This is a genomic window from Allobosea sp. GW821-FHT03A12 (assembly GCF_058986765.1).
The window spans coordinates 82017-105781 of record NZ_JBYSVZ010000010.1 but is presented as its reverse complement, the minus strand read 5'-3'; the positions used below and the strand labels follow the sequence as shown (position 1 = coordinate 105781).

At 66.8% G+C, this 23765-nt stretch carries 19 protein-coding genes; 8 read left to right on the top strand and 11 right to left on the bottom strand.

The genetic code is table 11. The annotated features are described in order from the left end of the window. Positions 1-188: 188 nt before the first annotated feature. Positions 189-929 carry a metallophosphoesterase family protein gene (locus tag AC3WLC_RS29995; protein ID WP_493687556.1) on the top strand — a complete coding sequence of 247 codons (741 nt, stop codon included), beginning with the start codon at positions 189-191 and terminating at the stop codon, positions 927-929. 127 nt (positions 930-1056) lie between these two features. Here AC3WLC_RS29995 and AC3WLC_RS29990 read toward each other — a convergent pair whose 3' ends face one another. Beyond that, positions 1057-2517 (bottom strand): aldehyde dehydrogenase family protein, encoded by a 1461-nt coding sequence (locus AC3WLC_RS29990; RefSeq protein WP_493687555.1) that lies wholly within the window; start codon positions 2515-2517, stop codon positions 1057-1059. Positions 2518-2916: 399 nt separating this feature from the next. On the opposite strand from AC3WLC_RS29990, the gene AC3WLC_RS29985 reads away from it, so the two are divergent. Both AC3WLC_RS29985 and AC3WLC_RS29980 read left to right on the top strand, forming a co-directional pair. Then, positions 2917-4269 (top strand): MFS transporter, encoded by a 1353-nt coding sequence (locus AC3WLC_RS29985; RefSeq protein WP_493687554.1) that lies wholly within the window; start codon positions 2917-2919, stop codon positions 4267-4269. 2 nt (positions 4270-4271) lie between these two features. Continuing rightward, entirely contained in the window at positions 4272-5930 is a 1659-nt protein-coding gene (locus tag AC3WLC_RS29980) for a GMC family oxidoreductase (RefSeq protein ID WP_493687553.1), read from the top strand. Positions 5931-6174: 244 nt separating this feature from the next. Here the strand turns inward: AC3WLC_RS29980 and AC3WLC_RS29975 are convergent, their stop codons facing one another. Continuing rightward, positions 6175-7479 (bottom strand): MFS transporter, encoded by a 1305-nt coding sequence (locus AC3WLC_RS29975; RefSeq protein ID WP_493687552.1) that lies wholly within the window; start codon positions 7477-7479, stop codon positions 6175-6177. A gap of 351 nt (positions 7480-7830) precedes the next feature. Here AC3WLC_RS29975 and AC3WLC_RS29970 point away from each other — a divergent pair, with 351 nt between their 5' ends. Continuing rightward, positions 7831-8748: a LysR family transcriptional regulator gene (locus AC3WLC_RS29970; protein ID WP_493687551.1), complete on the top strand. Its 918-nt coding sequence runs from the start codon at positions 7831-7833 to the stop codon at positions 8746-8748. Between the two features lie 27 nt (positions 8749-8775). Here the strand turns inward: AC3WLC_RS29970 and AC3WLC_RS29965 are convergent, their stop codons facing one another. The 9 genes from AC3WLC_RS29965 to AC3WLC_RS29925 all read right to left on the bottom strand — a co-directional run bounded on the left by AC3WLC_RS29965 (position 8776) and on the right by AC3WLC_RS29925 (position 19028). Continuing rightward, a complete protein-coding gene (locus AC3WLC_RS29965; protein ID WP_493687550.1) occupies positions 8776-9450 on the bottom strand; it encodes a dienelactone hydrolase family protein in 675 nt (224 codons plus the stop codon). A gap of 28 nt (positions 9451-9478) precedes the next feature. After that, complete coding sequence (locus tag AC3WLC_RS29960; protein WP_493687549.1) at positions 9479-10189, bottom strand: SDR family NAD(P)-dependent oxidoreductase; 711 nt, start codon at positions 10187-10189, stop codon at positions 9479-9481. Between the two features lie 42 nt (positions 10190-10231). After that, positions 10232-11149, bottom strand: coding sequence for an alpha/beta hydrolase (locus AC3WLC_RS29955; protein ID WP_493687548.1), 918 nt, complete (start codon positions 11147-11149; stop codon positions 10232-10234). Positions 11150-11166: 17 nt separating this feature from the next. Next, positions 11167-12798, bottom strand: a complete 1632-nt coding sequence (locus tag AC3WLC_RS29950; protein ID WP_493687547.1) for a flavin-containing monooxygenase — start codon at positions 12796-12798, stop codon at positions 11167-11169. 195 nt (positions 12799-12993) lie between these two features. Then, positions 12994-14625, bottom strand: a complete 1632-nt coding sequence (locus tag AC3WLC_RS29945) for an ABC transporter ATP-binding protein (RefSeq protein WP_493687546.1) — start codon at positions 14623-14625, stop codon at positions 12994-12996. Continuing rightward, the gene (locus AC3WLC_RS29940) at positions 14622-15452 is read right to left on the bottom strand and encodes an ABC transporter permease (RefSeq protein WP_493687545.1); all 831 of its coding nucleotides are present in this window, start codon (positions 15450-15452) and stop codon (positions 14622-14624) included. Before AC3WLC_RS29940 ends, AC3WLC_RS29945 begins: the two co-directional genes overlap by 4 nt. Before the next feature lie 3 nt (positions 15453-15455). Next, a complete protein-coding gene (locus tag AC3WLC_RS29935; RefSeq protein WP_493687544.1) occupies positions 15456-16433 on the bottom strand; it encodes an ABC transporter permease in 978 nt (325 codons plus the stop codon). Between the two features lie 40 nt (positions 16434-16473). Then, positions 16474-18078, bottom strand: coding sequence for an ABC transporter substrate-binding protein (locus AC3WLC_RS29930; RefSeq protein ID WP_493687543.1), 1605 nt, complete (start codon positions 18076-18078; stop codon positions 16474-16476). A 98-nt stretch (positions 18079-18176) separates the two neighbouring features. After that, on the bottom strand, positions 18177-19028 hold the full coding sequence (locus AC3WLC_RS29925; protein ID WP_493687542.1) for a VOC family protein: 852 nt from the start codon (positions 19026-19028) through the stop codon (positions 18177-18179). A gap of 326 nt (positions 19029-19354) precedes the next feature. Between AC3WLC_RS29925 and AC3WLC_RS29920 the strand changes: the two genes are divergently transcribed. The 4 genes from AC3WLC_RS29920 to AC3WLC_RS29905 all read left to right on the top strand — a co-directional run bounded on the left by AC3WLC_RS29920 (position 19355) and on the right by AC3WLC_RS29905 (position 23722). After that, positions 19355-20683 (top strand): NAD(P)/FAD-dependent oxidoreductase, encoded by a 1329-nt coding sequence (locus AC3WLC_RS29920; RefSeq protein WP_493687541.1) that lies wholly within the window; start codon positions 19355-19357, stop codon positions 20681-20683. A 284-nt stretch (positions 20684-20967) separates the two neighbouring features. Next, the gene (locus AC3WLC_RS29915; RefSeq protein ID WP_493687540.1) at positions 20968-21717 is read left to right on the top strand and encodes a response regulator; all 750 of its coding nucleotides are present in this window, start codon (positions 20968-20970) and stop codon (positions 21715-21717) included. Further along, entirely contained in the window at positions 21714-23060 is a 1347-nt protein-coding gene (locus AC3WLC_RS29910) for an ATP-binding protein (protein ID WP_493687539.1), read from the top strand. The genes AC3WLC_RS29915 and AC3WLC_RS29910 overlap by 4 nt, the downstream gene beginning before the upstream one ends. A 101-nt stretch (positions 23061-23161) precedes the next feature. Beyond that, entirely contained in the window at positions 23162-23722 is a 561-nt protein-coding gene (locus tag AC3WLC_RS29905; protein ID WP_493687538.1) for a hypothetical protein, read from the top strand. Positions 23723-23765: the final 43 nt, after the last annotated feature.

The following is a 23765-nucleotide window of genomic DNA, read 5'->3' as shown; positions in this document are numbered from 1 at the left end:
GGCGGCATCAAGGACTCCGGCCTCGGCTACAAGGAGGGCGTCGTCGAGGCCATGAAGTCCTTCACTAACGTCAAGACTTGGTCAATGCCATGGAACGCGTGACCGTCCCGGGCCTTGGCCTGCGGTCCGAGACACGCCATCACTGGACCGGCCGGCACTGAGCCGGCTCGGGATTCGGGATTTGCGACATGCGGCTAGGCGTCATCGCTGACATTCACGGCAACCTGCCGGCGCTCGAAGCGGTGCTCGCCAGCCTCGCCGGGCTCTCCGTCGACCGGGTCGTCAATCTCGGCGACTGCGCCTCCGGTCCGCTCTGGCCGGCGGAGACGGTGCAGCTGCTGCGCGCCAGCGCGATGAGCCATGTCCGCGGCAACCATGATCGGGCGCTCGGTGCGACCTCCCCGGATGGGCTCGGCGCCTCCGACAGCTATGCCTGGCGCAACCTCGATGCCGAGGCGCGTGGCTGGCTGGCCGGACTGCCATTCGAGCTCGAGGTCGGCGGGGCGTATTGCGTCCATGCCAGCCCGAAGGACGACGACACCTATCTCCTCGACGCGATCGAAGGCGGGCGGCTGGTCGCCGCCGGCCCGGAGGCCGTCGCGGCCTTGCTCGGCCCCGCCGGCGCCCCCATTGTCCTGTGCGGTCACAGCCATCAACCGCGCCTGCTGCGGCTCGATGACGGCACCGTCGTCGTCAATCCCGGCAGCGTCGGCAACCCCGCCTATCACGCCACCGAGCCGAGCATCCACCTCTCGGAAAACGGTGCACCGCATGCACGTTTCGCTGTCGTGGACATGACGGCTGCGGTCGCGGTCGAGCACTACGCCATCGCCTATGATTGGGAGCATGCCGCAAGGCGGGCCGAGATCAATGACCGGGCCGACTGGGCCCACGCCTTGAGAACTGGTCGGGCATCGACGTCGCGATAGCGTCCCTTCCAGATATTGGCCCGATGCGGGCAGCGGCCACCAGCACCGCGCCATTGTCACAGGTAACTGTGGCCTGTTTCGACGCAACCGCGGCGAACCACCTGCATCGCCGCCCGCTCCGTTCTCCTCAGCGTCGCGGCAGCATGATGTTGATCGTCTTCGTTTCCGTGTAGCTCAGCATCTCCTCGATGCCCTCCTCGCGCTCCACACCGGAACTCTTCATTCCGCCGAACGGAACGCCGATGAAATGGGCCGAGGAGCCGTTGATCCACGTGTGGCCGGAGCGGATCTTGCGCACCATCCGCAGGGCGTCGTTGATGTTGTTGGTCCAGATGGCGGCCGTCAGCCCGTATTCCGTGCCGTTGGCCTTCTCCACGGCCTCGTCGAAGGTCGTCCATTTGCCGACCGACAGGATCGGCCCGAACACCTCCTCGCGCCAGACCCGCATGCCCGGCTCGACATCGGCATAGACTGTCGGCTCGACCCAGAAGCCCCTGGCGAACATCTCGCCCGCGGGGCGCTTGCCGCCGGTCATCAGGCGCGTCCCATCCGTCCTGGCGCTATCGAAGAAGGACAGCACCTTCTCCAGCTGGGCGCGCGAATTCAGCGGGCCCATGCCGGTTTCGGGCGATTGCGGGTCGCCGATGCGGATCGCCCGGACCCTCTCGACGACACGCTCCAGCACGGCGTCGTAGATGTCCGCATGCAGCAGGAGGCGGCTGGTCGAACCGCAGGACTGGCCCTGCCAAGCGAAGTTCATGCCGCGCACCGCCGCGTCCGCGATCTCGTCGGGATCGACGTCCGGGAAGGCGACGAACGGGTTCTTGCCGCCCAGCTCCAGGCTGACATGCTTGACATCGACCTCGGCGGCGGCGCGTTGGATCGCGCGGCCGGTTTGCGGCGAGCCGATGAAGGCGATGCGCTTGATCAGCGGATGCTGGACGATGCTGTTGCCGACCGTCCGCCCGTCGCCGGTGACGATGTTGAACACGCCGGGCGGCAAAGCGTCCCTGGCGATCTCCGACAGGATCATCGCGGAGAGCGGGCTGGTCTCCGGCGGTTTGACGAGGACGGCATTGCCGGCCGCCAGCGCCGCTGCGGTCCGCGCCACCGCAAACATCAGGGGGTGGTTGAAGGGCGCGATGCGGCCGACGACGCCATAGGGCTCGCGCATGGTGATGTGGATGTTCTCATGCGTCGAGGGGATCGTCTGCCCCTTCAGCTCATGGGTGATGCCGGCATAGTAATCGAGGCTGTCGACCGCGAAACCGACATCGCCGCGCATCGGCGTGATCGTGTTGCCGGTATCGGCGACCTCGACCTTGAGGATCTCCTCCGAGCGGGCGAGGAGGGCTTTGCCGAAGTCGCGCATGGCCCGGCCGCGGGCGAGCGGGGTCAGCGCGAACCAGTCAGGCCAGGCGGCATCGGCAGCCTTGGCGGCGCGATCGACATCCTCGGCCGTGCCGCGCGGCACCCGGCCGATGACCTCCTCCGTCGCGGGATTGATGGAGAGATCGAACTCGCCGCTGCTGGCATGGACGAGCTCGCCGCCGATCAGCATGCGATCGGCCCGGGTCACGTAGTTCATCGGACGCTCCTCCTCGAGCCGACCCGGGATGGTCGGCTTCCCGTTTCTCGAAGCCCGCCATCGCGCATCGAAAGCCGGACGACCGGCGCGATGTGGGCTTTCGCATTCAATTATTGACAGCATACTGATCATCAGTTAGCTGTCAATATCTGACGACCGCTGACTTTGAGACTGCTCGCCGACCCCGATCAGGACCGCGGCAGATCGTTCGGTGATATAATTGACAGTATACGTACTTTACGTATGCTCACTATATAGACGGAGGAGTGCGGACCGGCTGCCGCGATGACCGCACGAGCGGCGCCGGATCACCGTTCCGCATGACTCCGAATGACTTCACGCGATCGAGCGGCCGGCATGGCCCGCGGTCGACAAGTGACGCTTCAGGGAGGAACTGCCATGGCGCCCAACGCGCTCAACGTCTCGCGGATCATCGACGAGCGGCCATTCAGCCGATTGCAGATCACGGTGATCGCCCTCTGCGGCATGATCAATTTCTTCGACGGCATCGACACTCAGTCGATCGGCGTCGCGGCGCCCTTCATCGCCAAGTCGCTGGGCCTGACCATTCCGCAGCTCGGTCCGGTCTTCTCGGCCGGCCTGCTCGGCGCCGCCGTCGGCGCGGTTGGGTTCGGCGCCATCGCCGACAGGGTCGGGCGCAAACGGCTCCTCATCCTCGCGGCCGTGCTGATCGGCATCTTCACGCTGCTCACGGCCTTCGCCCAGTCGTTCAACACGCTGCTGCTGTACCGCTTCCTCGCCGGCATCGGGCTCGGCGGCGCGACGCCCTGCTTCATCTCGCTGACGGCCGAATATACACCGGAGCGCCACCGGGCGACCTGCGTGACGCTGATGTGGTCCTCCTTCCCGCTCGGGGCGATGGTCGGCGCCTTCGTGAACTCGCGCCTGATCGAGCATTTCGGCTGGCAGGCGATCTTCTATATCGGCGGCGTCCTGCCGCTGGTGATCGCAGTCATTCTTGCGATCTGGCTGCCGGAATCGCTCAAATTCCTGATCGTGCGGCGCAACGACACGACGGCTGCGCGCAGGATCCTGCAGCGCATGGGCATCGCCTCGGTCTCGGAGAGCACGATCCTGACCGCCGACGGCGACAAGGCCGAGCGCACCTCGTTCGGCTCCGTCTTCCACGACGGTCGCGCCGCCGGCACGCTCCTGCTCTGGGTCCCCTTCTTCGTCGGCTTCGGCATCCTCACCATCGTCGTGCTCTGGACGCCGGCGCTGATGGGAATGAACGGCGTCACGCCGGCCGATGCCGCCTTCGTCGTCGCCTTCAATGGCCTCGGCGCCTTCATCGGACAGGCCATTGCGGGTCGCTGCATCCAGCGCTTCGGCATCGTCCCGACGATGGTTCCCGCCTTCGTGCTGGGAGCGGTCGCGACCATCGGCCTCGGCTACAACGTCGCCTCCATTCCGGCGGCAGCGGCGTTCATCGGCCTCGTCGGCCTGTTCCTCGGCATCGGAACCGCCGGCGCCATAGCGCTCGCCGCCGAGATCTATCCCACCGCCATCCGGGCGACCGGCGTCGGCCTCAGCATGGCGATCGGGCGGTTCGGCCAGGTCTGCGCTCCCTTCATCGTCGGCCAGACGCTCGCGGCCGGGATGCTGCCGAGCCAGATCATGTTCGGCGCGGGCGGCGCCGCCCTCATCGGCGGCGTCTTCGTCCTGCTGTTCAAGCTCTGGCTCTCGCAGCGGCCGCTCACACCGGCCGTCAACTCCGAGGCGACCTCCTGACCATGCCCCTCGATCCATCCATCCACGACGCCGGAACCTACGACTTCGTCGTCGTAGGGGGAGGCTCCGCCGGCTGCGTGCTGGCCAACCGGCTGACGGAAGGAGGCGCCAGCGTCCTCCTGCTCGAGGCCGGGCAATGGGACCGCGATCCCCTGATCCACATCCCTGTCGGCATCGGCAAGATCTTCCCCGAGCGCCTGCACGACTGGGGCTACTTCATGGAGCCCGACCCCGGCATCGACGGCCGGGGCATCGAATGCGCCCGCGGGCGGGTGATCGGCGGCTCCTCCTCGATCAATGTGATGGCCTATGTCCGCGGCCACCGCAGCGACTATGACCGCTGGGCGCAGTCGGGCCTCGACGGCTGGTCCTATGCCGACGTGTTGCCCTATTTCCGCCGGTCCGAAACCTGGGAAGGCGGCGGCGATGCGTTTCGCGGCAGCAACGGCCCCTTGCGCGTGCAGCGCACCCGCTATCAAGACGGCATCCTGGGCGACTTCATCGAGGCGGGCCGGCAGGCCGGCTACCCGGTGACATCCGACTACAACGGCGCGCAGCAGGAAGGCTTCGACTTCATCCAGGAGACGATCCATGGCGGGCGCCGCAACAGCGCCGCCACAGCCTATCTCCGCCCTGCCCTGCGACGCCCTAACCTGCGCGTCGTCGTCGGCGCGCGCGCCGACCGGATCGAGCTGGAAAGTGGGCGCGCCACCGGCATCCGCTTCAGCCAGGGCGGCCGCGTCCAGCTTGCCCGGGCCCGGCGCGAGGTTCTGCTGGCGTCCGGCGTGATCAATTCGCCGAAGCTGCTGATGCTGTCCGGAATCGGCGACCCCGAGCAGCTGGCGGCGCATGGCATCGCGGTGCGGATCGCCAACCCGCATGTCGGAAGCAACCTGCAGGACCACCTCTCGGTGATGGCGAGCTATCGCCGCAAGAGTCCGAGCTGGTTCCAGCAGGAGATGCGCTATGACCGGCTCGCCTTGGCCATGCTCAAATCGCTGCTGCGCAAGGACGGCTTCGCTTCCGACGTCCCGATCGGGGTGACCGCCTTCCTCAAGACCCGGCCGGACTTGGTGGCACCGGACATCCAGTTCCTGTTCCTGGCGGCCCCCTTCCCGGCCCGCCCCTATCTTCCGCCCTTCATCCAGCCGCTTCCGGACGGGTTCGGCTGCCGGGTCGCACTGCTGCGGCCCGAAAGCACCGGCTCGGTAACGCTCGCTTCCGCCGATCCCGACGCGATGCCGAAGATCACGCCGAATTTCCTGACCTCGGAGCGCGACCGCGAGACCTTGCGGGAAGGCCTGCAGATCCTGCGCAGGACGATGAACCAGCCGGCGATGGCCGGCCACATCCAGCAGGAGAACGCTCCGGGCCGCGCCGTCCAGGACGAGGAGGCGCTCGACGCCTTCATCCGGTCGACCTCGGTGACGGTGCATCACCCGGCGGGAACCTGCCGGATGGGCGCCGCGCAGGATACGCGCCGCGTCGTCGACCAGGAGCTCAGGCTGGTCGGCGTCGACGGACTGCGCGTCGTCGACGCCTCGGTCATGCCCGACCTCGTCGGCGGCAACATCAACGCCGTCGTGATGATGATCGCGGAGAAGGCGGCCGACCTGATCCTCGGCAAGCCCTCCCTGCCGCAGGCGGCGCTCGCGGCCTGAGCTGAGCGCCAGGTTCGCCCATCGACGACAAGAAGCCGGTGCCTGCTCTCAAAGCAGGCACCGGCTTTTTCTGTTGCGGACTGGCAGCGGCAGCGCTGCTCGCGGCGTCAGGTTTCGGAACTTACGCCTTGACGCAGTTTCGTCGTCCGACCGGTGCCACTTCGCTTAGATGTGTTCCGGGCAAAGCCGACGGCGCGCCGCCCTAAGGGCGACGCGCCGCGGGATGTTCGCCTCGTTCTGGAGGTCAACGAAGCCGGTCGTAGGCGGTCTCACGAACCGTCAGCAACGCCAGACCGGTCAGCAGGGCCGCGGCGACGACATAGTAGGCCGGGGCCACCGGCGAGCCGGTCTGGGCGACCAGGAGCGTGGAAAAGAACGGCGCGAATCCGCCAAACACCGTGATCGCGATCGCCGAGGAGATGCCGACGAGCGTCGCCCGGTGGCGCGTGGCGAAAAGCTCGGAGATCAGGGCCGGCCCCACCCCGGCGATCAGTGCCGTCGGGATGGCGAGGGCAACCTGAAGCAGCACGATCATCGCAAATCCGGGGGCGCCAACGATCAGGCTATAGACGGGAACGGGCAGGAGGATGAACGCCACGACGCTGCACCAGATGACCGAGCGGCGGCCGACGCGGTCCGAGATCGCGCCGGCGAGCGGGATCAGGAGCACGGTGAGCATCGTCGCCGTCGCCGTCGACCAAAGGGCTTGCTTCGGCGACAGGCCGCCAAAGCGCTGCGTGTAGGTGGTGAGATAGACCATGGTCGCGAAGGCCGTGACGGACCACAGGGTGACGATGCCGACCGACTGCAGGACCGCGACCACGACCGAGCCGGTCTCGGGAGCCGCGTGTCGAGCCGCTGCCGCGGGCGCCTGCTGGAAGCGCGGCGTCTCGTCGACATGCCGCCGCATGTAGAGAGCGACCACGGCGAGCAGGCCGCCGGCGATGAACGGGATGCGCCAGCCCCACTGATCGATCTGCTCCGGCGTGAGCAGCGTCGACAGCGTCGCCACCGCGGCGGCGCCAAGCAGCAGGCCGCCATAGGTCCCGACCTGATGGAAGCTCGCAAAGAATCCCCGGCGGGAATCCGGGGCCCATTCGATCAGAAAGGCCGCGGCGCCGCCGAACTCGGCGCCAGCCGACAGGCCTTGGACCAGGCGCGCAAGGACGATGATGATCGGCGCCAGGATGCCGACTTTTTCAAAGGTCGGCGCGATGCCGATGAGGAGCGATGCCCCTGCCATCAGGAACATCGCGATCAGCAGCACGAATTTGCGCCCCTTCAGGTCGGCGAGCCGGCCGAAGACAATGGCACCAAGGGGACGAGCGACGAAGCCGACGCCGAACGCGGCGAAGGTCGCCAAAAGCGCGGTCGTCTCGTTTTCAGCCGGAAAGAAATGGCGCGCGAAGATGGCGACGAGAAATCCGTAGACAGTAAAGTCGTACCACTCGAGGATATTCCCGATGCTGGTGATCACGACATAACGCCGGCGTCTGGAACCGATATCCACGACGCCGCCGCTCAGCGCGCCCAGGTTCTGTACTGTCATGCCATCCTCCCAAGGATATTATTTGGAATTATGATCCTGGGATGTCGGGATAGCCGCCCGACACGAGCGCACCGTCGTTATCGACAGTCGATCGGTGTATTGCGTCTCGCGCGCCCGCTCCCGTATCTTGAGAGTGATGCCGCAACCGATAACACGCAAATTTTATTCGAGAATAGCCAGTATTGATATTGTGAATTCCGGCAAGAAGAGACGCGGGCCAAATTCGCCGCAGCCCCGCTGGTGGCCGCCCGAGCGCGCAGAAGCCTTCCGGAGAAGACGAAGCTCGCCCCACGCGCTTTACGCTGATAGACCTGAGGAGAGTTATGAATGCTGTAAATGCAGGACCGAGCCATGCGGGACATCAACCTGTTGGATCTCAACCTGCTGCGGGTGTTCGAAACCGTAATGCGGGAGCGCAGCGTCTCCCTGGCCGCAGAGCGCCTGCACATCACGCAATCGGCGGTGTCGAACGCGCTGAATCGCCTGCGAGCCGCGCTCGACGATCCGCTGTTCGTGCGCACTCGCAACGGCATGGAGCCGACGCCGCTCGCCATCTCGTTCGCGACGCCCGTGCAGGATGGCCTGGCGACGATCAGGGCCGGCGTCACGCAGAGCCTGTCTTTCGACCCTGCCGTCGCCCGGCGCCGCTTCACGATCATCACGACGGACGTTGGCGAGGAGACTTATATCGCGGCGCTCCTGCAGATCCTGGCCCGGGAAGCCCCGTTCATCGATCTGCGGGTGATAGAGGCTCCCAGCGAGGAATATGAAAAGCTGCTCGACAACGGCGAGGCGGACTTCGCCATCGGGCGCGTCGAGATCGCAGAGTCCTTTCGCCAGGAGCAGATCGGCTCGTGCATCTATGTCGCGGTGATCTGCGCGGAGCACGCAGCGCGCCTCGGACTGCGACAGGGGGATGTCATCCCCTACGAGACCTTCATCGGACTGCCTCACGTCCAGGTCGTCCCGCGCGGCGCGGGCCTCAACACCAACCCGGTCGAACGCGCCCTGGACGGTGCGAGCCGGCGTGTCGCGCTGACCCTGCCCCATACTTCCGTGCTCTCGGAGCTGATCCCCGGAACCAGGCTGGTGGCGGCGGTGCCGCAGCCCGCGGCCCCGCCTCTCTGTCGCGAGCGCCTGCTTTGGCTGCATCTGCCCTTCGAAACCGAGATCAGCCGTCAGCGCATGATCTGGCACAAGCGCCAGGACCCCGACAAAGGACATGTCTGGATGCGCGAGAAGATCCGCTCGATCGAACTCAAGATCTGAACGGATCCCGCTAGTTCGCGGCCTGTCTTACGGGCTCGCCACCTTGCTCCCGAACAGGTCCAAGGCCCGCGACCAGGCCAGGTTCGCAGCCACTGGCGCATAGCTGGCGCGCCTGTCGCAATTGAAGCCGTGGCCGGCGCCTTCGTAGACGAAGAGCGAGACGTCCGGACGCCGCGCTGCGACATCGCGATAGTTAGCTTCAGGGATCGACTGATCGTCGGCGCCATAGTGGAGCTCGGTTGCGCAGCGTGGCACCTCGTCGGCGAAACGCTGGATCATGCCGCCATAGAAGCAGGACGCCGCCGCAAAGCCGCCAAGGCGCGTCGCCGCGAGAAAGGCGATCGTCCCCCCGAGGCAGAAGCCGACGATGCTGACACGGCCGAGCTTCGACAGCTCCTCGCGACAGGCATCGACATCGCGCAGGCAGCCGTCGAAATCGAGATTGGGGATGAACGTCTTGGCCCGCTCGACCTCTGCCGGCGAATAGCCGGTCTCGAAGCCCCGCGCCTGCCTGTCGAAGATCGACGGAGCGATGGCCGCGTAGCCTTCGCCGGCGAGCCTGTCGCAGATGTCGCGGATATGCTCGTTGACCCCGAAAATCTCCTGGACGACGACGATGCCGCCTCGAAGCATGGAGGTCGGTTCGGCGCGATAGGCGGAGAAGACGTGCCCGTCGTTCGCCTGCAGCTCGATCATTGGCATGATGTGCCCGATCCTTTCCTGTCCGGCGTCAGAACGCCGAAAGCCCGCCATCGATGTGAAGAACTTCACCTGTTATCAGAGCTGCATCGGATGAGCACAGGAATGCCGCCCCGCGCGCGACGTCCTGCGGAGAGACGAGACGGCCGAGCGGGACGAGCTTGCTGGCGGCTTCTTCTCCGCCCTGTCGCCGGCGCAGCTCTTCCCCGCCCTTCATCGTCACGGAGACGAAGCCGGGCGCGATCGCGTTGACGCGGATGCCACGCGCCGCACAGGCGATCGCCATCGCCTTGGTCATCGCTTCCATCCCGCCCTTGCTCGCCTGATAGGCGAAGGCATTGCGGATGCGGCCCAGGAATGCGGTGGCGCTGCTGATCATCAGGATCGTGCCATTGTCGGCAAGGCGCTGGCTGGCGACCTCGCAGACAAAGGCCGCGCTCTTCAAGTTGATGTCGAGAACCCTGCCGACCGTCGCCAGGTCGGCCTGCCCCGCCGGTGTCTCGGCGAGGATGCCATGCGCGATCACGACGCAGGTCAGGGTACCGAGCTTGGCGGCCTCGTCGAACAGGCGATGGACGTCTTCGGGCTTGGTCAGGTCGCAGGCGACGAAGGCGCGGTTCCCCGGCACGCTGGCGGCCGCCATGTCGGCTGCGACCGCGATCAGGCCGCGCTTCTCGAATTCCTCGCAGATGGCGGTGCCGATGGACCCGGTGCCGCCCGTTACGATCACGACATTCGACATGCTCGTCTCCTCTCCGCGACGACGTCAGCCGTCGGCGTTCCCTCAAAAGGCAGCCCGCATCGCCCCGGCCGCGGCAGCGACCGCTTGGTCGGCCACGTCGACGTGATTGTGCAGGCGCGCGAAGCCGTGCATCACGCCAGTGCAATGCCGGAGCTCGACGCCCCGTCCGGCCGCGCGCATCCGCTCGGCAAACGCCTCCGCTTCGCTGCGCAGCAGGTCGAATTCGGCGATGCCGATCCAGGCCGCCGGCGCCTGCGAAAGATCGGGCCAATGCAAGGGGGCGAGCAGCGGATCCGTGGGGTCGGCACCGGCCGCGTAATTGTCGACGAACCACGCCATATCCTGCCGGGTGAGAAGGTAGCCCTCGCCGTAGCGGGCGTAGCTCTCGGTTCCCGGATCGACATCGACGCAAGGATTGAAGAGAACCTGCAGGCGAATATCGAGCTGGCTCCCAAGCTCCAGCGCCGCGGCGGCAGCGAGATTCCCGCCGGCGCTGTCGCCGGCGACGATCAGACCGGGACCGAGCCCGAGCTCCGACAAGCCCTCGGCGCCGGCCCAGTGGAGCGCCGTCCTAACGTCCTCGAGCGCCGCGGGAAAGGGATGTTCCGGCGCGAGGCGGTAATCTACCGAGAAGACCGCGCTACCACTCCTATGCGCCAGGGTCCTGACGAGCGCATCGAAATCGTCGAGCGCTCCCAAGGTCCAGCCGCCGCCATGGAAATAGACACACAGGCCGACGAGCTCCCCGGTGGGAACGTAGAGCCTGCCGGTGACGGAGCGCCCGTTCGCATGGACGGTTCGATCGGTGACCGAAGCAAGCTCGGGACCGCTGCCGAAGGCCGGCCGCGCCGCCGAGAACGCCCTGCGCGCCTCGGCAATGGGAAGCGACCAGAGCGGCGGGGCGCCCAGGTTCTTCTTCTGGAGCTCCCAGATCTTCGCGACGACCGGATGCAGCGGCATGGCGCTTCTCCCTGCCGTCACTCGGCGGCCGTCAGGGCGGGACCTGCGAAGGTTCCGCCGAAGCTCAGTCCTGCCGCAGCCTCGCGCTCGATTTCGGTCCGGAACGCCTCGATCGTCCCCGGCCAATGGGTGATCACCTTGCCGGTGCCGCCAGCACGGTAATAGGAATTGCAGCTGCCACGAACCAGGACGCTGTTCTGCGCCCGCGCCTGGATATCGCAGTTGAAGGCATCATGTGCCTCGGCCGTCACCTCAACGACACTCGCCCCGTTCTCCCGCAGGCGCTCCAGCGCCCCGATCACCAGCTTGAGCTGCGCCTCGATGAACTCGGTAGCCGATGCGCCCGAGACGTTCGGGCCGTTGATGACGAAGAGGTTGGGGAAGCCTTTGACCAGCGTTCCGTAATAGGCCTCGGGCGCCCTGCCCCAGAACTGCGAAAGCTCCCGTCCGTCGCGGGCGGTGACCTTCAGCCCGCCCAGCATCGCCGCGGGATCGAAGCCGGTCGCCCATATGACCATGTCGATCTTGTATTCGGTGCCGTCGGTGTCGACGATCCCATCCGGCGTCATCGCCGCCGCGCCGGAACCGACGACAGTGACGTTGTCTTGGATCATCGCCGGGTAATAGGCATTACTGAACAGCGGGCGCTTGCAGCCGAACCGGTAATCCGGGGCCAGGATCTGTCGCAGGCGCGGGTCAGAGACGACGGATTCGAAATACCTCCGCCACTCCGCCTCCTGCTGCGCGATGAGCGCCTCGTTCATCGGAAAGCGGCCCTTCGCGATGAGTTCGAAGCGTTCGAACCAGACGTCCCGGCGTTCGCGCTGCTGTTCGGCGAATTTGTGCGCGTCGGTCGTCTCATGATCGAAGAAGAGATCGGGCCGCGCCATCACATAGGATGGGGTCCTGACGAAATTGATCAGCCGGGCGGCAATGGCGGCCGCAGCGGGCACGATTTGGATGGCCGTCGCACCGCTGCCGACCATGGCGACGCGCTTGCCGTCCATCGACACCGCCTGCGACCAGTCGCCGGCGTGCAGCGTCTCGCCTGCGAAGGCGGAAAGCCCGGGGATTTTCGGAACCGTCGGCTGCGAGAAGATGCCGCCCGCCCAGATGATGAAGCGGGCGTTGAAGGCGCGCCCGTCGGCTGTGGCGACACGCCAGCGGCCAACGGCGTCGTTCCAGGCGGCGTAGGTCACCTCGGCGTTGTAGTGGATGAGGTCGTGGAGACCATAGGTCTCGGCGAGGTCCCCGAGATAGGCGAGGATTTCGCTGCCCGGAGCGAAGTTCGTCGTCCACTTCGCCCCCGGATAGAAGCGAAAGGAATAGAGATCGATCGGCGTATCGCAGGCCACGTTCGGATATTTGTTGGCCTGCCAGACCCCGCCGAGGCCGGAGGCCTTTTCGAAGACGGCGATGTTGGAGAAGCCCGCTTGCTTCAGCTGCGCAGCCGAAGCCAGCCCGCCAAGTCCCGACCCAATGATTGCTACATCAACGTCGCCGATATGCTTGGGTCGTGCGAGGTGTTTCGCCGCATCCATCTCGTCGCCTCCCAATATTGCTTCGCTGATTGTGATTATTCCTTCCCTGCATTCAAATTTAATTTGGTATATTGGATTATCACTGCTCGAAATATTCCTCGAGCACACAAGCTCGCACCACTGGCAGTGAGAGCGCTCCGGCACTGACCTGGGTAGAGGTCTCCGCGAAGCAAGCTGATGGGGTCTGAACGAGGCCCTAGTCGGCGGGGCTTGAGGCCTGCAATGCCACAGCGGCCACCGCGACCGGACTGCGCCGACGAGCGGCGCCTCGGCCTCCGCGGATCTGCGCCCATCGTCCGCCGATCAGCCTATTGCCTCTCGACGGAGCCCTTGCACGTTCCCGAACTCCCGGCCCGGGATCGAGGCGAGCAGCGCCTGCGTATAGGGGTGCTGCGGCTGACCGAAGACCATGCCTATCGGCCCGGCTTCGACCACCTCGCCATTCTTCATCACCGCGACCAGATCGCAGACCTGCGCCGCGACGCGCAGGTCATGGGTGATGAAGACGATCGAGAGGCCGAGGCGCTGGCGCAATTCGGCAAGGAGCTTCAGCACCTGCGCCTGCACGGAGACATCGAGCGCCGAGACCGGCTCGTCGGCGACCAGCACCGCCGGCTCCAGCGCGAGCGCCCGGGCGAGGCCGATGCGCTGGCGCTGACCGCCCGAGAATTCGTGCGGATAGCGTTCGGTTGCCGCCGGATCGAGCCCGACCAGCCCGAACAGCTCCTTCGCCCGCGCCAAGGCCTCTGGCCGCGCCATGCCGTGCACGATCAGCCCTTGCGCCACCGCCTCGCCGGCCTTGCGGCGCGGGTTCAGCGAGGCGAACGGGTCCTGGAACACCATCTGGATATCGCGTGTCGCCGCGCGCATTTCTTCGCGGCTCAGCTTGGCGAGATCGGTGCCGTTGAGGCGAATCTCGCCGCTTTCCGGATCGATCAGCCGCACGAGGCAGCGCGCCAGCGTCGACTTGCCCGAGCCGGATTCGCCGACGATGCCGAGCGTCGCGCCCCTGGGCAGCACCAGCGAGACGTCCTTGACCGCATGGGTGACGCGCTGGCCACGGCCGAGGAAGCCGCCGGTGCGGTAAGTCTTCGAGACATGGCCAATCGTCATGATCGGCTCGTCGGACAGAGGCCGCGGTGGCGGCGCCTTGAGCGGTGGGACAGCCGCGATCAGCTGGCGGGTATAGGCGTGCTGCGGGTTGCCGAGCACGGCAGCGGTTTCGCCCTGCTCGACGACATGGCCCTTGCTCATCACCACGACCCGGTCGGCGATCTCGGCGACGACGCCGAAATCATGGGTGATGAACAGGACCGCCGTGCCCTTGCGGCGCTGCAGGTCACGGATCAGCTTGAGGATCTGCGCCTGGGTGGTGACGTCGAGCGCCGTCGTCGGCTCGTCGGCGATCAGCACCTTGGGGTCGAGCGCCAGCGCCATCGCGATCATGGCGCGCTGGCGCTGGCCGCCGGAAAGCTCGTGCGGATAGGCCTTGAAGGCGAGCGCCGGATCGGGAATGCGCACTTCCTCGAGCAAAGCGAGCGTGCGGACCTTGATCTCGGCCGTCGACAGTTCCGTATGCAGCTCGAACATCTCGCCGATCTGGTCGCCGATGCTGCGCAGCGGGTTGAGCGCCGTCATCGGCTCCTGAAAGATCATGGCGATGCCGGCGCCGCGGACCTTGCGCATCTCGGCTTCGTCCAGCCCGCAGAGATCGCGCCCTTCGAACAGGATGCGGCCGCCGTCGATGCTGACGCCGCCGGGCAGGAGCCGCATGATCGCGTTGGCGGTCATCGACTTGCCGGAGCCGGATTCGCCGACGACGCAGAGGATCTCGTTCGCCGCCAGCGTGAGCGAGACCTTTTCCATGGCGTGCGAGCGGTCGCCGCCAGCCGGCAGCTTCACGCTGACATCGTCGACGACGAGGATCGGGCTCATCGGCTCTTCAGCCTCGGATTGAGGGCGTCGTTGAGCCCCTGCCCGACCAGCGAGACGGCGAGCACGGTGACGAGGATGGCGATGCCGGGAATGGCCGAGACGTACCATTGCACCCGCAGCACGTCGCGGCCGGCCCCGATCAGATTGCCCCAGGAAGCGACGTTCGGGTCGGAGAGCTTGAGGAAGGCGAGCGCGCTTTCGAGCAGGATCGCGATCGCCATCACCACGCTGGCATAGACGATCACCGGCGGCAGCGCGTTCGGCAGGATCTCGCCGAAGATCAGCCTCATATCCTTGAGGCCGAGCGTCCGGCCCGCCTGCACGAATTCGCGGTTGCGCAGCGAGAGGAACTCGGCCCGCGTCAGCCTAGCCGAGGCCGGCCAGGAGACGATGCCGATCGCGACCGTCACGGTGGTGATGGTCGAGCCGAAGACCGCGACCAGCACCAGCAGCAGCAGGAAGTTCGGCAGGGTCTGGAACGCCTCGGTGACGCGCATCAGCGCGGTGTCAACGAAAGCACCGTAATAGCCCGCGAGCGCACCGATGGTGATGCCGATCATGACCGAGATCACCGTCGCGACGCCGCCGATCAGGAGCGAGATGCGGGCGCCATGGAAGATCTGGGCGGCGATATCGCGGCCGGAATTGTCGGTGCCAAGCAGGAAGCGCGGATTGCTGAACGGCCAGATCAGCGGCCGTCCGGCGAGCGCCAGCGGATCGCGCGGATAAAGGAAGTCAGCGCTCGCGGCCATGGCGAGGACGAGGATCAGCAGCACCAGGCCGATGACGGCCGGTGGGCTGCGGACATAGAGCTTCACCAGGTCCATGGCTCAGCTCCCGGTCGTGATGCGCGGGTCGAGCCGGGCATAGAGCAGATCGACGATGAAGTTGACGGCGATCACCAGCAGCGCCGAGACGAAGACGATACCGAGCAGCGTGTTGAGGTCGCGCTGGATCACCGATTCATAGGCGAGGCGCCCGAGCCCCGGCAGGGAGAATACGCTCTCCACCACGACCGAGCCGCCGAGCATGGTGCCGGCCTGCAGGCCGATCAGCGTCACCATCGGCAGGAGCGCGTTGCGCAGCACATGCCGCACCACGACACGCGTCTCGTCCATGCCCTTCGAGCGCGCCGTGCGGACGAAGTCGAGATTGAGCACTTCGAGCATCGAGCCGCGCATGATCCGCAGATAGATCGCCATGTAGAACAGGCCGAGCGTCAGCGTCGGCAGGACGAGATGCAGGGAGATGTCGAGCGTCCGCCGCAAGCCGGTATAGCTCACGGTGATGTCCTCGAAGCCGCCGGCCGGCAGCCATTGCAGGTAGATCGCGAAGACGACGATCGCCATCAGCCCGAACCAGAAGGTCGGCATCGCATAGAACATCAGGCCGAGAGTCGAGATCAGCGTGTCCGGCCATGTGTTGACGCCGCGCGCCGCGACGACGCCGAGGATCAGTCCGAAGAAGAAGGCGAAGGAGAGCGAGGCGGTCATCAGGAGGATGGTCGCCGGCAGCCGCTCGGCGATCACCGTCGCCACCGGCTTGCCATAGATCGCGGAGAAGCCGAGATCGAGCCGGACCAGCCGCCAGAGATAGTTGCCGAGCTGGGCCCAGACCGAGAGGTCAAGCCCGTAGAACTCGCGCAGCTGCCTGGCGGTGGCGGCATCGCCGCCGCCCATCTGTGCCATCAGCGCATCGACCGTGTCGCCGGGTGCGAGCTGCAGCAGCAGGAAGACGCCGATCAGGATCAGGATCAGGGTCGGGATCGAGGCGGCAAGACGCCGCCCCGCGAGGATTAGGACACGCATTGGGACTGGCCGGATCCGGCTGTGGAGATGAGCGGAGAGGTCACTCCGCCAGCCACAGATCGTGCCAGGAGGCGGAGCCCCAGCGCGGCGTGTTGGAGTGGTTGCGGGCCTTGGCGTTGATCACGGTCAGGAAGATCTGCTCGATCGGCGTCCAGATCGGCAACTCGGTGTTGGCGCGCCGCACGAAGTCGCCATAGAGCGCCTTGCGCTTGGCCGCATCGACCTCGGTCGCGGCATCGTCGATGATCTTGTCGATGGTCGGGTCGGTCCAGTCCCACTGGTTGGTCCAGGGCGCGCCCTTGGGCTGGCCGGAGCGGTACCACACAGTGGTCGAGACGGCAGGATCGTTGCGGTACTGGTGCCAGCCGGTGGCGAGGTCGAAGGCATGGTCGTCATAGACCTGCTTCAGGAAGCCGCCGCCATCAGTGCGGACGATATCGACCTTGATGCCGACATCGGCGAGCGACTGCTGGATGAAGGTGGAAAAGAGCGAGATGTCCTCGCCCCAGGGCGCCGGCAGCAGCCGCAGCGAGAAGCGTGTCCCGCCGGCACCGGGCTTGAAGCCGGCCTCGTCGAGCAGCTTGGCGGCGAGCTTCTTGTCGAACGGATACTGCGGGCCGTTGTCGGCCGGATAGAAATCGGTCGAGACCGAGGGGATCGGCCCGGTGCCGCGCTCGGCGAAGTCGCCGAGGAAGTTCTCGATGAAGAACGGGATGTCGAGCGCATGCGCGATGGCACGCCGGACGCGGATGTCGGCGAGCTCCTTGCGGCGGAAATTGAACTCGATCGTGTTGGTGCGGGCATTGCCCTCATTGCCCTTGGTCGAGACGATGAAGCGCGGATCCTTGCCGAGGCGGGCCGAGTCCGAGATCGTCAGGCCCGAGAACGGGCTGTAATGGATCTGCCCGGCTTCCATCTGGGCGGCGGCGGCGGCGCGATCGGTGACCACGCGCCAGACGATCCGGTCGAGATAGGGCGCATTGGCGCGCCAGTAATTCGGGTTGCGCTCGGCGATGACGTGCTGGCCACGCTCGTACTGGACGAACTTGAACGGTCCGGTGCCGACCGGCGCGAGATTGACCGGGTTCTGGCGGATGTCGCCTTTGCCCTCGTAGAGATGGCGCGGCGAGATGTAGCCGAGGTCCGGCAGCGCGCGCAGCAGCAGGTTGAGCGGCATCGGGCGCTCATAGCGGAACACCGCCGTCAGCGGGTCGGGCGTATCGACCGCGGTGAGGAAGAGCTGCAGCGTCGAGCCGTAGTTCAGGATCTTCTTCCACATCTCCATCGCCGTGTACTGCACGTCGGCGGAGGTGAAGGGCTTGCCGTCATGCCAGGTCACGCCGGGACGGAGCTTGAAGGTGATGGTCTTGCCGTCGGCCGACGATTCCCAGCTCTCGGCGAGGACGCCGACCGGCTGGCCCTTGGCGTCGAGATCGACCAGCTGCTCCTGGATCTTGCCGCCGATGATGTAGACGCCGGTCGAGGCCTGCAGGCTCGGATTGAGCTGGCGCTGCTCGGCGCCGTAGTGGACGGTGAAGACGCCGCCCTTGCGCGGCGTTTCCTGGCCAAAGGAGCGCATCGGGAACAGCACGCTGGAGGCGATGGCGGCGCTGGTCATCAGCGCGGCGCGGCGGGTCATGTCCATGGATGATCTCCTGGGCCGGCGTGCAGGCTCGGCACGATGCGGTCGTCACAAGGCCCCGTCAATGCGACGGGGCCGCTCTCGGAAACGGGAAAACCGCACTATTGCGGCAGGAAGCTCACGATCAGGCCATTGGCCGACGCGGCGGGAACGCTGAGTGCCGCACCATGGTGGACACCGACCGAGCCGACCGCTTTGGCGGCGCCGTCGAGATCCGCGCTTGCCAGCACGATCGCCACGGCGCCCGCAGGCGCCGCGCCGGCCCGCACCGCATCGGGATAGCGCCGGGCGAGGCCGGCGGCATCGTAGAACAGGAAGTCGGCGCGCTTGCCGCCCGACGGCACCAGCCAGCCATCGTCCTGCTGCTTCACCGGCTCGTCGATCAGCCGGCTCAGATGCTCGGCTGCGGCCTTGGCATCCGCCGCGAGCACCTCGACGCGGATGATGCGGCTCGCCCCGTTGGCATGGCTCTGCAGCTCGGGGATCCAAACCGTCTCGCGGGTCAGGTGCTGGCAGGCGAAGATGCGCAGGCTGCCGGGAGTCTCGTCGAGCGGCCAGCGGAAGACGTTGAACTTGGCCTCGCCCTTGCCGCCATTGGGCAGATCGACCGGGCGGCCGAAATGGACCGGGCCGAGCGGCTCGAGGCCGCGGCTCTTGAGCTCGGCCGCGCCGGCGGCGGCATCATCGGTGGTGAAGGCGGCCCGCTCGATGCCCTCGCGCTCCCGAAGGAAGTCGCGGGTCGGCTTGTTGTGCTCGGTCTCGGCGAGGATGCCGAGCAACTCGACATAGTCGTCGCCGAACATGATCGTGTAGTTGCCGCTGCCGAGGATCGCCGAATGCGTGCCGCGCGGCGAGACGGTGAAACCGAGGCTCTGCCATTGCCGGGCCGAGGCGTCGAGATCACGAACCGTCACCACGACGTGGTCGAGGCCGAGAATATGCTTGAGCGGCATGACGCCCCCTTATGATCAGAACCCAACGGAAGGAGAGTTCATCCGAACGCAGAGAGGGGCGCAACCGCTCCGGGATGGCGTTTCCTGCAACCCCCGCTGCGCCGCAGACATAGCGTCGGGAGAATAGTATTTTCAAGAACACGAGCAGCGAAGCCGAAATTTGGTAGAAATCATTCGTTTCAAGCCAACAAGATAGAAAACTGTTCTCCGACAGATGAACAGCCGGGAAGGACCTACTTGCAGGCTGGCGGTCCTGGCGGCAAGGATAGGAGCGTGCTCGTCCCAAGGGACTGCGCTCATCCCTTCCCAGCCGAAAGACGCCGCCGATGACTGCCCCCTCCCCCGTCACCTGGCCGCCTTCGCTCTGGGCAGCGACGGCCCAGCCCGGCCCCGTGCTCGGGACGCTGGAAGGCGCGGTCGAGAGCGATGTCGTGGTGATCGGTGCCGGCTTCACCGGGCTTTCGACCGCGATCCATCTGCGCGAGAGCGGGGTCGGCGTCACCGTCCTGGAAGCGGCCGAGCCGGGCTGGGGCGCCTCGGGCCGCAATAACGGCCAGGTCATCCCGACGCTCGCCGGCCATGACCCCTCCGCGATGACCGCCCGGCATGGCGAGGCCGGCGAGCGCTTCAACGCCGTGCTGCGCGACGCCGCGCAATATCTCTTCGAGCTCGTGCGGAAATACGAGATCCCGGCCGAAGCCGAGCAGGCTGGCTGGATCCAGCCGGTGCATTCACCGGGCCGCTTCAAGCTCGCCGAGAAGCGCGTCCGGGAATGGTCGGCGATCGGCGCGCCGGTCGAACTGCTCGATCGTGCCGCCGCAGCTGAGATGCTCGGCTCGGATGCCTGGTTCGGCGGCTTCTGGAACCGTACGGGCGGCCATATCAACCCGCTCGCTTTGACCCGCGGCCTCGCCGAGGTAGCGCTCAAGCTCGGCGCGACCATCCATGCGCGTTCGCCGGCCGTGAGCATGGCGCACCAGAACGGCCGCTGGGTGGTGACGACGGCGAAGGGCTCGGTGACGGCGCGCGCGCTCGTGCTGGCGACCAACGCCTATACCGGCGAGTTCGAGCCCGGCCTCGCTCCGGAGATCGCCAATGAGGTCATCCCCGTCCTGTCCTGGCAGATGGCGACCAGGCCGGTCAGCGACAACATCGCCAAGACCGTCATCCCCGGCCGGCAGGCGATGTCGGATACTCATCGCGAACTCTATTTCGCCCGTTGGGACGCCCGCAACCGCCTGGTCACCGGCGGCGCCGCGATCCTGCCGGGAGCCGGCGGCGCCAATCTGCGCCCGACGGTCGCGGCGCGGCTGAAGCGGCTCTGGCCGCAGCTCGGCGATGTCGCGTTCGACTATGTCTGGTCCGGCTATGTCGGGATGACCCCCGACAACCTGCTGCAGCCGCAGGTGCCGGGCTATCCGCGCATCCACCAGCTCGGTCCGAACGGCTTCGGCTGGGTCGGCTGCAATGGCCGCGCGGTCGCGCTGTCGATCTCGCTCGGCCGCGAATTGGCGAAAGCGATCCAAGGAACGGCGCTGGAGACACTGGGCCTGCCGCTCTCGACGCCGAAGCCGCAGCCCTTGCAGGGCCTGATCCGCCGGATCGCGCCGCTCGCCCTGCCGCTCTATCGCAGGCTGGACGCGCAGGAGGTCTAGAGCATTTCCGAGCGAGCTGGATGCCGATTAGCGTGAAGAAAACGCCTTAAAACAAAGGCTTAAACTGGAAAGGCCTCTTCAGAAACATATTGAAACGATCCGGCAACACGCGTCCGGCATGGCGGAAACACGACAGGTCTATCCTGCGGGCAGCACAATTGCCGAGGCGCCATGTCGAGTTTCACTTCATCGTCGCGACCTGCAGACTCAGCGGCTGCCCGGTGCCACGCGTGACCGATCGAGCAGGACCGCAATGATGGCTGCACAACGGGGGCGGCTTCGATATGCTCGTTTCACTTGAGGCACCGGACATCCACGTGAATGCATCGGCGCATATCCTGATCGTCGAGGATGATCGCGACATCAGTGCTCTGGTCGCGCGCTATTTGTCCCAGAACGGCATGCGGACGGCGGTCGCGCGCGACGGGCGCGAGATGGACCGGGCGCTGCGGGACGGTCGCTTCGATCTGATCGTGCTCGATCTCAACCTGCCTGGCGAGGACGGGCTCTCGCTCTGCCGCAGGCTGCGGCAGAGCACGGCCGTGCCGATCGTCATGCTCACCGCCCGCAGCGAGGACGTCGACAAGATCATCGGCCTCGAAATGGGGGCGGACGACTATCTCGGGAAGCCCTTCAACCCGCGCGAGCTGCTGGCCCGGATCCGGGCGGTGCTGCGCCGCCAGGGCGGCGGGCAACCGGATCCCGACGAGCCGCCCGGCTCCTTCGTCTTCCATGGCTGGACGCTGAACGCGAACAATCGCGAATTGACCAACCCCGACCAGGTCCGCGTCGCGGTCACGGGCGCGGAGTTCGACCTGCTCCGTGCCTTCTGCGAGCGGCCGGGCCGCGTGCTCTCGCGCGATGTCCTGCTCGATCTCACTCGGGGCCGCACGGCTGCTCCGTTCGAGCGCAGCATCGACATCCTGATCAGCCGGCTGCGCCAGAAGATCGAGCGCGAGCCGCGCGAACCGGACCTGATCAAGACCATCCGTTCCGGCGGCTATCTCTTCACCGCGACCGTCGAGCGGCGATGAGCTGGCCGTTTCGCCTGCCTGCCCGGATCGGCAGCCAGATCGCGCTGCTGGTGCTCAGCGTCATCGCCCTGCTCTATCTGCTCCTGGCCGGAGCCCTGATCGTGCAGTCGCCGCGCAACCGCCCGGGTCCTCCGGCGCTCGAGAGCATCGCCACCATCGCCAGGATCGTCGCGCAGGCGCCGGCGGAGCTGCGCCCGGGCGTCATCGAGGCTGCGAACAGGGCCGACGCGCGCTTCCGGTTCACGCCGACATCGGACGGGCCCGGCTCCGCCGCACCGAACTCGCATCTGCGCGAGGTCGACGGGCTGGCGCAGCGTCTCGGCAGCAGCTTTCGCGTCGCGTCGCCAGAGATGGCGGATGGAGAGGAGCAGCCGCGCTCCTTCTCGATCGGCCTTCCGGACGGGACCGGCCTCGATGTCGCGCTCGCGCCCGGCGCTCTGGGGACGCCGCCGCCGCGCCCGATCCCGCTTCTGGTGATCGCCACGATCATCCTGATCGGGCTCAATATCGGCGCCTTGAGCCTGTGGGCCTCGCGCGGCATCAGCGCGCCGCTGGCCCGCTTCGCCACCGCCGCCGAGGAGTTCTCGATCGACCGCGATCCGTCGCCGCTACGCGAGGAAGGGCCGGTCGAGGTGCGCACCGCGGCGCGCGCCCTGAACAGGCTGAGGGACCGCATCCACACCTTGTTCGCCGACCGCACGCGCATGCTCGCGGCGATCAGCCATGACCTGCGCACGCCGATCACGCGCATGCGGCTGCGTGTCGAGTTCATCGAGGACGATGCCCTGCGCGGCCAGCTCACGCGCGACCTGGAGCATATGGACGCGATGGTCCAGGGCGCGCTGTCCTATCTGCGGGATGCGGGTGGCCAGGAGCAGCGCGCGGCCTTCGATCTCTCCAGCCTGCTGCAGACGATCGCCGACGAATTCGGCGATATGGGCCAGGATGTCCGCTATGACGGCCCGCGGCAGGCGGTCTTCGTCGGGAGCCCCCACCAGTTCGAGCGTGCGTTGACCAATCTCGTCGAGAATGCCGTGCGCTATGGTCGCGAGGTTCGCCTCCGGCTGCGCGAGGAGGTGGGAACGCTGCTGATCGAAGTCGGCGATGACGGGCCCGGCATTCCCGAGGGCGACCGCGCGCGCCTGCTCGAACCATTCATGCGCGGCGACGAGGCACGCGGGCGGATCGGCTCGGAGGGCTTCGGCCTCGGCCTTGCCATCGCCCGGTCGATCGTGGCCGCCCATGACGGCGAGTTGACGCTGCACGACAACCTTTCGCGTGGCCTGCTGGTCCGCATCGCCCTGCCGGCCCACCGGGCGTCTCCGCCGTCCACTGGCGCCTGAGCGCTTACAAGTTTCAACGCCTCCGAAACATTCAGCAACATTGGCGCCGGCTTTTCGCCCGAGCCTCCGGCGAACGTCCCGAGAGATCGAACGGGACAGTCATGTTCGCCATCACCCGCAATCACCGCTCATCGACGCTGTCGGCATCGATCCTGGCCAGGGTCGCCTTGTCGCTTGCCCTCGGCAGGCTCGGTACCGACACGCCGGCCACTCCGCAGCCCGTCCCCACCCCCGTCGCCGCTGAGCGCAGCGTGTCCGGGAAAATCGTCGACAGGCTGCCCGGCAGCACGCCGGCCACGCCCCGCTTCGCCGAGGCCCTCGCGCAAGCGCAGTGGTCCATGGCAACCGGAGCCGACCACGACATGGCTCTCGCTTCCGCAAGCTGGAGCGATGGCGCAGGGACCGGGCAGGTTGGATACAAACCTACGCTAACCGCGGCTGCCAGGTCAGCGACGCAGGCGCCGAAACCTGTTCACGCGGCCGCAGCAAGACTGCGCAGAGAGCCTTTGGTCGTGGCGATCTCGCCACCGCCACGTCCAGCTACGCTTCGCACGCCCCAGCCAGCTGCCCAGGTCGCGACCGTACCGGACAAGCGCCCCTCCGTCGCGGCGCGGATGATCGCCTTCGTCGGCTCGCTGGCCTCCTTGGCGCATCCGCTGTGAGCGCAGCCGGCAACCGCCCGCCGGGCCGGGTTGCGATTGGCAA